At 42.7% G+C, this 2314-nt stretch carries 1 protein-coding gene; it reads left to right on the top strand.

What is annotated here, in order from left to right:
- Window positions 1-261 precede the first annotated feature (261 nt).
- Window positions 262-2247: a transketolase gene (tkt, locus tag HMPREF2697_RS07310; protein WP_070850181.1), complete on the top strand. Its 1986-nt coding sequence runs from the start codon at window positions 262-264 to the stop codon at window positions 2245-2247.
- Window positions 2248-2314 lie beyond the last annotated feature (67 nt).

Genomic DNA, 2314 nt, shown 5'->3' with positions numbered 1-2314 from the left:
AGGTATCATATCATTCTCACGGGTGGTTTTGACTTTTTGATGAATAGTTTTACAAATAAATCGCTTGGGATAAGACAAATAGTGTGGGTTTGTATAAACGAACGCTTTAGGCCCTATATTTTATGGGTTTAGGGTTTGACAAATAGAATTGGATTGCCCAAAGAGACAGATAATATGCTATAATTAAAGTAGTATAACTAGAGCTCAGATGCTAATAGTCTGTATGCTCCGCATTTTTTCCAAAAAAGGAGAGTTAGAATCATGACTTTTGATGCAATTGACCAAATGGCGGTCAGCACTATTCGTTCGCTTTCGATCGAGGCAATTCAAGCCGCGAATTCTGGGCACCCAGGTCTTCCTATGGGTGCAGCGCCAATGGCTTATGTGCTTTGGAACCATGTGATGAATGTTAATCCAAAGACAAGCCGTAACTGGACAAACCGTGACCGTTTTGTTCTTTCTGCAGGTCATGGTTCTGCCTTACTTTATAGTCTCTTGCACCTTTCTGGCTACGACGTGACAATGGACGACTTGAAGAACTTCCGTCAATGGGGATCTAAGACTCCAGGTCACCCTGAAGTTAACCATACAGATGGTATTGAAGCAACATCAGGTCCTCTTGGTCAAGGAATTGCTAATGCTGTAGGTATGGCAATGGCTGAAGCACACTTGGCAGCTAAATTTAACAAACCTGGTTTTGATATTGTTGACCATTATACTTATGCCCTCCATGGCGATGGATGTTTGATGGAAGGTGTTTCTCAAGAAGCTGCTAGTCTTGCTGGTCACCTTAAACTTGGTAAGTTGGTACTTCTTTACGATTCAAATGATATCTCACTTGATGGGCCAACTTCAATGGCTTTCACTGAAGATGTTAAGGCTAAGTTTGAAGCTTATGGTTGGCAACACATTCTTGTCAAAGATGGTAATGATTTGGAAGCTATCGCTAAAGCTATCGAAGAAGCTAAAGCTGAGACAGATAAACCATCTATTATCGAAGTTAAGACAATCATTGGTTACGGAGCTGAAGGACAAGGAACATCAGCTGTCCACGGTGCTCCAATTGGTCAAGACGGCATTGATCATGCAAAAGGTGTTTATGGTTACGATGCACCAGCATTTACAGTTCCAGATGAAGTCGCTCGTCGTTTCGAAGTTGGTATTAAATTCCGTGGTGAAGCTGCTGAAAATGCTTGGCAAACTAAATTTGCAGAATATGAAGCTGCTTACCCAGAATTGGCTGCGGAATACAAGGCTGCCTTTGCGAATGAACCTGTACACGTTGACTTGAATGCTCATGAATTGGGTTCAGCAGTAGCTAGCCGTGTGTCAAGCCAACAAGCTATCCAACAGATTTCTGAACAAGTTCCTTCATTCTGGGGAGGTTCAGCAGACCTTTCAGCTTCTAACAATACTATGGTTAAGGCTGAGTCTGATTTCCAAGCAGACAACTATGCTGGACGTAATATTTGGTTCGGTGTGCGTGAGTTTGCTATGGCTGCAGCGATGAATGGTATTGCTCTTCATGGTGGTACTCGCGTTTATGGTGGTACTTTCTTCGTCTTCTCAAACTACTTGCTTCCAGCAGTACGTATGGCAGCACTTCAAAACTTGCCAGTAACTTATGTTATGACTCACGACTCAGTAGCAGTTGGTGAAGATGGACCTACTCACGAACCAATCGAACAATTGGCAAGTGTGCGTTCAATGCCTAACCTTAACGTTATCCGTCCTGCAGATGGTAATGAAACTAATGCTGCATGGAAACGTGCTTTGGCTGAGACTGAACGTCCAACAATGCTAGTCTTGACACGTCAAAACTTGCCAGTCCTTGATGGTACAGCTGAAAATGCTGAAGCTGGTGTCAATAAAGGGGCTTACATTATCTCAGAAGCTAAAGGTGATCTTGATGGTATCATCATTGCGACTGGTTCTGAAGTGAAATTGGCTCTTGATACTCAAGCGGCTCTTGAAGCTGAAGGCGTGCATGTCCGTGTTGTTTCAATGCCATCACAAAATCTCTTTGATGAACAAGATGCTGCATATAAAGAAGAAGTTCTTCCAGCAGCTGTGACAAAACGTTTGGCTATCGAAGCTGGAACTAGCTTTGGTTGGGGCAAATACGTTGGTCTTGCAGGTAAAACACTTACTATTGATACTTGGGGTGCCTCAGCACCTGGTGACCGTATCTTTAAAGAATATGGTTTCACTGTTGAAAATGCAAGTCAACTTTACAAATCATTGTAAGAAAAGAAAGAGCTTGGCTAGTCCAAGTTCTTTTGGCTCTTTGTCAACTGTAGTGGGTGACGAAAAG

Origin of the sequence: Streptococcus sp. HMSC064D12, assembly GCF_001837205.1 — a bacterium.
GTDB lineage: Bacteria > Bacillota > Bacilli > Lactobacillales > Streptococcaceae > Streptococcus > Streptococcus salivarius_D.
This window is presented reverse-complemented; position numbering and strand designations above follow the sequence as displayed.